The following is an 8,523-nucleotide window of genomic DNA, read 5'->3' as shown; positions in this document are numbered from 1 at the left end:
GTTGACTTTCAGACCGGTGTGGCGGCAGCGCACGATTTTGACGTTGAATTTAAAAGCGCCCCCAGACTCGCCTAGTCCCTAAAACTCAACGCCACCCCAAGTGCATCTTCAGCCCGCACCACCACGCCCTCTGGCGTATCCGAAAACGCAATTTCGCCGACTTTCAAACTTTGCCGCACCAAGTCCAGCGACGCGGTCGCAAACTCCAGCGCGACCATGCGGGCGGTGCCGTTTTCTCCTTCGGGGATTTTGCCGAACAGGGCGGTGGCGCGTTCTGGGGTGATGAAACGTACCGTGGCGCGCCCGGCTTTGATCTCCACTTCACCATGCGGGCCGTGGCTCAGCGCTGACTCGCCGAACAACTCGGCATAGACGCTGGCGGTCTCCTGCGGCGCGTTGGTCGCAATAACAAATCCGGTGATATTGCTCACCCCGTTCGGGTGGCGCTGCCACTCGGTGCGCCACACCAGTTCCGGCGTGAGGTGCTGGCAGAAGAAGCTGCGGCCATTGGCCACGCGCTCGGCGGAGAGCGGCACGGTGCGAAAACGCGCGTTTGGCTCGGAGCCGTCGTTAAGCTGCACCGGGCGGAAAAAATCGGCGGGCGCTGAACCCGCGATATTTTGCTGCTGCAAATGTTGGAACACCGCCGAGGCGTCCTGCGTTTTCCACACCAATCCGGTCAGGCCGAGCGGCGCGAGCCACAGGTCTTTGCGGGTGTGCTCGTTGGCGGCCTCATAGCCTAAAAGCTCAAGATAGTTCTCGCCGAAAATCGCCAGATGATTGCTCGATCCCAGCGAGTGATGCCCGCGAGGCGTGAGCTGGAAGCCTAAACGGCGAAATTGCTGCTGGGCGTGATCCAGCAGACCAGCGACGTTAATCACCGCGTGGTCGAGGCGCGGCGTGATGGCTGTTTTTGTTGCTGCTGCCTGCTCAGGGGTTGAAATCTCAGTCATCAAAAGGTTCTCCCAGCGTTAACATCAGGCGGTTGGCCCAAGCGAAGAAGGCGGTGGATTGCGCTAAATCGACGATTTCCAGCGTGCTCAGCCCTTCTTCACGCAGGCGGGCGATATGTGCGCTGCTGGCGGTCGGGGGCGTGGCGGAGAGCGCGGCGGCGAAGTCGATTTGTGCCTGCCAGCGCGGGGATTGCCCCTCGCTGAGAATGCCGCCCGGCGCGGTGTCGATCAGGTGCTGCACGTCTTCGGTCTGCTTGGACAGTTGGCTGGCTTTGCGCGAATGCACCGAAGCACAGTAGATACAGCCGTTGATTTTGCTGGCAACGGTGGCGGCGATTTCACGCTCTTTGCGCGGCAGGCCGCCGCTGGTGTAGAAAATACCTTTGTCGGTCAGGGTGCGCTGCTCAAGTACCGGCAGGTTGCGGCCCAACAGGCGGAAATAGTCGGAATCGGTATGGCCGAAGCGCGCCAGAATCGCCTGCTGTTCGGCATCAAACTCTTCCAGCTTCTTCGACGGGATCCACGGCTCCCAGCCCAATTCGGCCTGAGTAAACACCTTCGGTGCAGAACGCCCGCTGTGGGTTTTGCCATCGTGACGCCAGTAGCCTGCGGCGATTTTCCGGTCGCTGGCGTTCTCCACCGAATGGCCGCCAATCAGGCGATAGCTGCGCAGTTGGCGCGTCTGGAAACTGACAAAAGCAATTAGCTGCGACAGGGTGACGATGGCGTCCAATGACCAGCCAGCCTGCTGCAAAGCCTGTAAATGGGCGGCGGTGGCGCTGGCCGGTTTAAAGCTCAGGCGTTCGCCGTGGTCGAGAGCAGACTCCAAACGCGCGGTGTTGCCTTGGTCGGGCAGGGCGTTCAGGCGCTCGGCATAGTGGGAAGCTAGCTGGCTATCGCCATGCCAGCGGGCGACGTTTTCAGCCAACAACAGGCGTTCGGCTAAGGTGAAATCCACGCCGTCGTCGGCGCTGAAAATGGTTTCGTAGCTTCCTTGAGCGTGACGGGTGGCGGCATCGCGGGTTTCGCGCGCCTGCGCCAGTTCTGAACCAGCGTCAATCACAGCCAGTTGGTCGAGCAAATCTTGAGCTTGAGCGGTAGTCATGGCGTTTCCTTAAACAAGTTCGTGCAGAGGTGAAGTCACGGATTTTGGTGTACGGCGCGTCCAGCCCAGCTCTGGCGCGACGTGGCGGGCCAGCAGCTCGATGGAGCGCAGAATGTACGGGTGTGGCGGGTCAATCGAGTGAACCTGGAATGACAGGTCGGTCACCCGCGCCAGCGCGCTGTCCTGTTTCAGGGACGCAATCACCTGATCCGGCGAGCCAATGTGCGCGTCAAAGGCGCGAATATGGTCATCCAAGGTGTCGCCGTGAACCGTCTGGCCATTGGCGCGATGGTTCTCAGCCTGACGGCGCAGGCCTTTTTCAGCCAGTCGGCGCGCTTCGGCGCCGTCTTCGGTCACAAAGGCAGTGCGCGAGCCCATAATGCGTGGCTCAACGCCCGCGGGCAGGGCGGCAAGATAGGCATCAATAATCGGGTTTTGAATCTCGGCCAGCGTCAGGTTCGGCGCATCCGCCGGGCGAGGCTGGGTGCGTGACAGCATCAGGCCGTCACCTGCCAAGCCCGCGCGCGTGCCGCCTTCGACCGAGAACGTCGCTTGCCAGACGCGGTTCACTAGCTGAGGTGCCACCGGGTACAAACGGTTGTCGGTTCCAGCCAGTGGCTCACCGCGCCACGCCTGCAATAGGGTGGCGAGGTTCTGACTAAACACCGCGCCGCGCTGGCTGCTTTCTAAGCCAAATGGCGGGAATGAGGTCGGCGTGCCGCCCGACCCTAAGCCAATTTCTAGACGCCCGCCGGAGAGCAAATCCAGCACTGAGGTGTCTTCGGCCACGCGCAGCGCATTTTCCATCGCCAGCGTGATAACGCCGGTCCCCAGACGAATGTAGCGGGTATGCGCCGCCACCTGTGCCAGAAACACCAGCGGCGCGGGCAGGCCGCCCTCGGCTTCGTGGAAGTGGTGCTGCGCCACCCATGCAGCATCAAAGCCCTGCTGCTCGGCGAAGACGATTTGCTCAGTGGCTAAGCGATAACGCTCCTGCGGGCTGGCGTCATCCAATAAACGGGTAAAAAAGCCAAGACGTTTTGTACTCATTTCAATTCCTTAACGCTGTTCAGTTATGCAGCGCGATGACGGCCATTGCCCGGGATCGCATTAATCAGTTCTTTGGTGTAATCACTGCCCGGATGAGCAAACACCGATTCGACGTCGCCGGAGTCCACCTGCTGGCCGCGATTGAGCACCGAAACGCTGTGCGAAATCTGCCGGACGGTGGCGAGGTCGTGAGAGATAAAGAGGTAGGTCAGGCCGAGGGAGTCCTGCAACTCCTGCAAGAGGCTGAGGATCTGCGCCTGCACGGTGACGTCCAGCGCCGAGGTGGCTTCATCCAGCACCAAAATCTTGGGTTCGAGGATCAGCGCACGGGCGAGGGCCACGCGTTGACGCTGCCCGCCGGAAAGCTCGCGCGGTTTGCGGTCGAGCAGTTCCAGCGGCAGCGCCACGCGCTGGGCAATGCTGTGCACCCGGCGGCGGCGCTCGTCGGCGGCAATAGGTTCATAATTCAGCAGCGGCTCTTCGATAACCTTAAACAGGGTTTGCGAAGGGTCGAGTGAGGCAAATGGGTTCTGATATACCAGTTGAATCTGTTTACGCAGCTGGCGCAGTGCTTCGCCTTTCAACTGAGTGATGTCCTGCCCGTCAATCAGCACGCTGCCTGAATCCGGGCGCTGGAAACCGAGCAGAATACGTGCCAGCGTGGTCTTGCCAGAGCCTGACTCCCCAACCAGCGAGTGGGTGGTGCCGCGCGCGATAGTAAAGGAGACATGGTCCACAGCGCGGAAAGCCGGTTTGCCTTTGCCGCCCAGTGAGAAGTCCTTCACTAGATTCTCAACCCGCAGAATCGCTTCGCCGCCAGTAGCGCGCAGCGACGCGCGATGTTTGCCGGAGAGGGCGGGGACGTCGGCAAACAGCTGGCGGGTGTATTCGCTTTTCGGCGCGCTAAGCACCTCGGCGGTAATGCCCTGTTCCTGCACTTTGCCGTGACGGAACACCAGCAGGCGGTCGGCGCGCTCGGCGGCCACCGCGAGGTCGTGGGTGACGAACAGCACGGCAGTGCCGAACTCCTGACGCAGCTCGTCAATCAGGTCCAGAATGCGTTTTTGCACCGTGACGTCCAGCGCGCTGGTCGGCTCGTCGGCAATAATCAGCGCCGGTTGCAGCGCAATGGCGATGGCAATCAGCACGCGCTGCTTCATGCCGCCGGAAAGCTCGTGCGGATACTGCTTGGCGCGCAGCTCGGGGTGGGAAAGGCCAACGCGAGCCAGCAGCTCCACCACGCGCTCGTCACGCTGCTTGCGCGGCAGGCGGCGGTGAATGTTCAAGATCTCCGCTACCTGCGCGCCGATGGTCTTCACCGGATTGAGCGAGCTGGTCGGGTCCTGAGGAATCAGGCTAATGCGCGCGCCGCGCAGGGCGTCCAGACGGCGCTGCGACCACTGGCTGATGTCGGTGCCATTGAGGCGGATCGCTCCTTCCTGCAAATGACCGTTTTCCGCCAACAGGCCGATAATCGCCTGCGCGGTGGTGGTTTTGCCCGAGCCGGACTCGCCGACCAGCGCCACCACTTCACCCGGATAAATCGAGAAGGAGACGTTATGCACCACGCGCTGGCTCTGCGTGCCGCTGCTGTAAGCAATGGAGACATCTTCCAGCGCCAGCACCGGCGTGCGCTGCTCGGCGGCGGTGCGGTTAAAGCTGACATTCAGGCTCATCGGCGGCTCCTGCGGAAAGATTGGCTAATACGGTTGGCGGAAAGCACCACCAACACCACCACGATGCCGGGGAAGGTGGTGAGCCACCATGCCGTGGAGATGTAGTTACGCCCTTCGGCAATCAGCAGACCCCACTCCGGGGTTGGCGGCGGGGTGCCGTAACCCAAGAAGCTGAGGGTGGAAATCGCCAAGATTGCGCTACCAAATTGCAGGGCGGAAAAGGCCAGCACGGCGGTCAGCGAGTTGGGCAAAATATGCCGCCACAGTACCGCGAAGAAGGTGCCGCCGCTGCCATAGGCCGCTTCGACATAGTCGCTGTGGCGCACCAACACTACTTCTGAACGAGCAAGGCGGGCGAAGTTGGCAATCGAGGTGACCCCGACGGCAATCGCCGCGTGAACCGTGCCGAAGCCGAGCAGAATAATCACTGACAGCGACAGCAGCAGGCCCGGGATCGACAGCAGCACGTCAACAATGCGCATCACCAGGGTGTCGGCAAAACCGCCAACTGCGCCGGCAAACAGCCCAAGCGCGGTGCCAAGCACCAGCCCCAGCGCCACGGCGACCAGCGCACCGGACAGCGAGTGCGACGCGCCGTAGACAATGCGCGCGTAGACATCGCGGCCCAGCTGGTCGGTGCCTAGCCAGTGTCCGGCCTGCGGGGCCAGACGCTGCGCTCCGGCAATGCCTTCCGTGCCGCTATAAGAGGTAAACAGGCTCGGTGCGATGGCCCACAAAATCACCACGATCATCACCGCCCAGGCCAGAATCAGCCCCGGCTTGACGCGAGTGAACAGGGCGCTGCGGGTTTTTGGGCGAGGCGCGAGGCGCGTTTTCTCCTGACCTAACTGCTCAATGGGTAAGCTACTCATGCGTGAGCTCCGGCAGTGGATTTAAGACGCGGATCCAGTAACGGATAAACCAAGTCGACCAGTAAGTTAATGCCAACGAAGGCGGCGGCGGAGATAACCACAATGGCCTGTAACACCGCCACATCCTGATTGTTGACTGCCTGCTGGGTCAGCTGGCCAAGCCCGTTAAGGCCAAAGACGGTTTCGGTGATCAGTGCTCCGGCAATCAGCTCGCCAAACAACAAACCGGCAATGGTCAGGGCGGGGAGCAGGGCATTGCGCGCCACGTGACGCCACAACACGCCGCTGCGCGACGCGCCTTTGGCACGAGCGACGGCCACGAAGGGCTGGGTTTGCACCTGATCGATACTGCGGATCAAAATCTGCGCCAGCGGGGCTGAAATCGGCACCGCCAGTGTGACGATCGGCAGAATCAGCCCGACCCATTCCCCCGGATTAATCACCGGGATCCAGCGTAAGTGGAAAGAGAAGAACTGGATCAGCGCAATGCCGAGCCAGAAGGTTGGGATCGAAATAAACAGCGACGGCAGTGACTGGAACGCCGACTTCAGCCAGCCGAAATGCAGCAGGCTGGAGAGGAAGGCGATGGCAACCGCCACCACCGCCGCCAAGATAAAGCCGAGTACCGCCAGTCGCAGCGTCGGCGGGAAGTTGCTGCTCAGCAGCTCCGTCACCGGCACGCCAGCCTGAATCGAATAACCCAAATCGCCGCGCAGGAAATTGCCCAGCGTGTGCAGATATTGCTGCCAAACCGGCACATCTGCTCCGTACACCGCGCGCATATCCGCGATCTGCGCCGGGCTGAGTCCCATATCGGGATTCTGGAATTTGATAAGGATGGCGTCACCCGGCAGCACTTGCAGCAGGATGAAGGAGACGGTAAACGCCGCCCACAGCACCAACACTGCCTGCCCGATGCGACCACTAAAGTATCGGCTCATTGTCTACTCCTGCCTGTTAGTGCTTTTCCAACCATGCGCCGTAGAAGCTTGGGCGGCCCACGGCTTCAAAGTTCACGCCTTTGAGGTATGGAGCACCGGCAAACACCTGCGGTTCTTCGAAAATTGGAATGACATAAGCCTGATCCAACAAGTAGTTCTGCACGTCGCCGGTCAGCGCTAAGCGTTTTTTCGGATCGACTTCGGCCGAGACCGCCGTCAGCAGGTCGTTGAGTTTGTCGTCACGGAAGCTCTTCACCTTGCTGCTCGATCCACCTTTTTGCAGCAGCACGTCGCGGTTGGTTGGGTAGAAGGCGCTTTTAATCACGTCCGGATCGGCACGACCGACTTCCACCACGTAAGCCGCAGTTTTCTCTGGGTCTAGGTTATCCGCCACGCGGCTACCGGCGTCACCCGCCAAGATATTCAGCTTCACGCCGACCTGACCCCACTGCTGGGAAACCAGTTGCAGCACTTCTTTGTTCTGCGGCTGTGGCAGGGATTCATACACGGTCAGAGAGAGGGTTTTGCCATCTTTCTGGCGAACGCCGTTCGGCCCCGCTTTCCAGCCAGCTTCGTCTAACAGCTTTTTGGCCTGCGCCGGGTCATAGGTCAGTTTGTTGCTCAAATCCACATAGCCCGCGGCGGTTTTGGCCACCACCGAAGTGGCTTGCGGATAGTTAGGGGAGAACAGGGTGTCGACCACTTGTTTAGAGTTGGTGGCGTGCAGCAGCGCCTGACGCACGCGAAGGTCAGAAACCAGCGCGTTATCAGGACGGAAGGCGATACCGTCGTTGACGCCTTTGGTTGGTGCGGCGTAAATCGGGAAGTTTTGGTCTTTGGCCTGTTTTTCGTCATAAGCCTGAACCTGACGAATAAAATCAGCCTGACCGGCCAGCAGCGCGCCAATGCGCACGCTGTCTTCGTTGGTGACGATTACCTTGATGCCATCAAGGTTAGCGCGGCCCTGCTGCTTAAGGTTTTTCGGCCCCCAGTTGTAGTCTTTACGCGCGGTTAAATCGACTTCGCGCCCCAGCGTTTCTTTGCTGACCACAAACGGGCCAGAGCCGATGATGTGGGTGGCATCGCCCAGCGAGTCAAAATCGCGGTTTAACGTGCTCAGTGATACTAAGCCGGAGCCAATGGTGGCGGTGCCTTGCAGGAAGCCCGGCGAGGATTTCTTGAAGAAGAATTTCACCGTCAGCGGGTCAACTACTTCGCTGTGGTCATAGTTGTTAATCACTTCGGACACCGGCAAGTGATGCTCTTTATTGCCTAAGCCGTATGTGTCGAAGTTCTTCGCCACGGCGTTGGCATCCAGCGGCGTGCCGTCAGAGAAGGTGACCCCCGGACGAATTTTAAAGGTGTACTCGGTTTTATCCGCATTGAAAGACCATGACTCGGCTATCCACGGCTCAATCGCCAGTGTCTCCGGGTTCTGGTAAGTCAGCTTGTCGGTAATTTGGTTAAGGATACCGCCGTTCGGATAGAAGCCGCCCGCCGGTGGATATAAGTTGGTGTGAGCCTGCTGTTCAAGATAAACCAAGGTGCCGCCCTGAACTGGCGTTCCGTCAGCAGCCATAGCCGCGCTGGTGGTGGTTAATAAAAGTCCTAAAGCCAGAGCGCGGGAAACCGCGTTCAATCGGCGAATGTTTTGCATGGATATACCCTTCTTATTATTGGCAAGTGAGCACCACCGAAGTCCGCCGTGACGGCTTTAGAACTAAAGTAGTGGTTCTATAACAAACCTTTTTAAAATGGATATAAACGAAGGAATTTAGCTATCAATAGCGAGAAAGTTTCTATAGGAATGTATTGAACATTGAGCCATGTTTGGGGGCTTTGGGGCTGGCTGCCCAAACCCGCTTTAAAACTTTAAATCTTCAAATTTAAATTCAAATTCAAGACCGTGCGCTGCCGCCACACCGG

7 protein-coding genes are annotated in these 8,523 nt (G+C 59.6%); all 7 read right to left on the bottom strand.

Going from position 1 to position 8,523, the window contains the following annotated elements; genetic code table 11:
• Nucleotides 1-71 precede the first annotated feature (71 nt).
• The 7 genes from GEAM_RS11535 to GEAM_RS11505 are packed head-to-tail and all read right to left on the bottom strand — an operon-like array spanning nt 72 to nt 8,254.
• Complete coding sequence (locus GEAM_RS11535) at nt 72-953, bottom strand: VOC family protein (protein WP_051899488.1); 882 nt, start codon at nt 951-953, stop codon at nt 72-74.
• Entirely contained in the window at nt 946-2,058 is a 1,113-nt protein-coding gene (locus GEAM_RS11530; RefSeq protein WP_034791609.1) for an alkylhydroperoxidase domain protein, read from the bottom strand. Before GEAM_RS11530 ends, GEAM_RS11535 begins: the two co-directional genes overlap by 8 nt.
• A gap of 9 nt (nt 2,059-2,067) precedes the next feature.
• The gene (locus GEAM_RS11525) at nt 2,068-3,108 is read right to left on the bottom strand and encodes a putative FMN-dependent luciferase-like monooxygenase (RefSeq protein WP_034791606.1); all 1,041 of its coding nucleotides are present in this window, start codon (nt 3,106-3,108) and stop codon (nt 2,068-2,070) included.
• Between the two features lie 23 nt (nt 3,109-3,131).
• A complete protein-coding gene (locus tag GEAM_RS11520; RefSeq protein WP_034791603.1) occupies nt 3,132-4,784 on the bottom strand; it encodes a dipeptide ABC transporter ATP-binding protein in 1,653 nt (550 codons plus the stop codon).
• Nucleotides 4,781-5,656, bottom strand: coding sequence for an ABC transporter permease (locus GEAM_RS11515; protein ID WP_034791600.1), 876 nt, complete (start codon nt 5,654-5,656; stop codon nt 4,781-4,783). Before GEAM_RS11515 ends, GEAM_RS11520 begins: the two co-directional genes overlap by 4 nt.
• The gene (locus GEAM_RS11510) at nt 5,653-6,597 is read right to left on the bottom strand and encodes an ABC transporter permease (RefSeq protein WP_034791598.1); all 945 of its coding nucleotides are present in this window, start codon (nt 6,595-6,597) and stop codon (nt 5,653-5,655) included. The genes GEAM_RS11515 and GEAM_RS11510 overlap by 4 nt, the downstream gene beginning before the upstream one ends.
• Before the next feature lie 16 nt (nt 6,598-6,613).
• Nucleotides 6,614-8,254, bottom strand: a complete 1,641-nt coding sequence (locus tag GEAM_RS11505) for a TIGR04028 family ABC transporter substrate-binding protein (protein WP_034791596.1) — start codon at nt 8,252-8,254, stop codon at nt 6,614-6,616.
• Nucleotides 8,255-8,523: the final 269 nt, after the last annotated feature.

The organism is Ewingella americana ATCC 33852 (assembly GCF_000735345.1).
In the GTDB taxonomy this organism is placed as follows: domain Bacteria; phylum Pseudomonadota; class Gammaproteobacteria; order Enterobacterales; family Enterobacteriaceae; genus Ewingella; species Ewingella americana.
The sequence above is the reverse complement of the archived record's forward strand: the minus strand, read 5'-3'. Positions and strand labels throughout refer to the sequence as shown.

Excerpts from the sequence above, each read along its gene's own strand:
- GEAM_RS11535 (WP_051899488.1), bottom strand. The coding sequence starts at position 953 with ATGACTGAGATTTCAACCCCTGAGCAGGCAGCAGCAACAAAAACAGCC.
- GEAM_RS11530 (WP_034791609.1), bottom strand. The coding sequence starts at position 2,058 with ATGACTACCGCTCAAGCTCAAGATTTGCTCGACCAACTGGCTGTGATT.
- GEAM_RS11525 (WP_034791606.1), bottom strand. The coding sequence starts at position 3,108 with ATGAGTACAAAACGTCTTGGCTTTTTTACCCGTTTATTGGATGACGCC.
- GEAM_RS11520 (WP_034791603.1), bottom strand. The coding sequence starts at position 4,784 with ATGAGCCTGAATGTCAGCTTTAACCGCACCGCCGCCGAGCAGCGCACG.
- GEAM_RS11515 (WP_034791600.1), bottom strand. The coding sequence starts at position 5,656 with ATGAGTAGCTTACCCATTGAGCAGTTAGGTCAGGAGAAAACGCGCCTC.
- GEAM_RS11510 (WP_034791598.1), bottom strand. The coding sequence starts at position 6,597 with ATGAGCCGATACTTTAGTGGTCGCATCGGGCAGGCAGTGTTGGTGCTG.
- GEAM_RS11505 (WP_034791596.1), bottom strand. The coding sequence starts at position 8,254 with ATGCAAAACATTCGCCGATTGAACGCGGTTTCCCGCGCTCTGGCTTTA.